Origin of the sequence: Streptomyces sp. NPDC101191, assembly GCF_044767915.1 — a bacterium.
Taxonomy (GTDB): Bacteria; Actinomycetota; Actinomycetes; order Streptomycetales; family Streptomycetaceae; genus Streptomyces.
This window is the reverse complement of sequence record NZ_JBIWOU010000009.1, coordinates 196,983-197,186: the sequence shown is the minus strand read 5'-3', so window position 1 is coordinate 197,186 and position 204 is coordinate 196,983.

The following is a 204-nucleotide window of genomic DNA, read 5'->3' as shown; positions in this document are numbered from 1 at the left end:
AGCAGGGCACGGACCGCCTGGGGGAATCGGCCGCCAATCTTCTGGGCCGCTCTTCCCTCCAGGCGGGAGGCCCGCCGGTACACGGCGGCCGCGCAGGGCCGTGATCCCTAGCGTCGAAAGGCACTTGATCTGCCCCAGGGAAAGTAGGCGGCCCGCCCGCCACCCGTGATCATCAACGAGGTGACACCTTGGCCACCGCTCCCG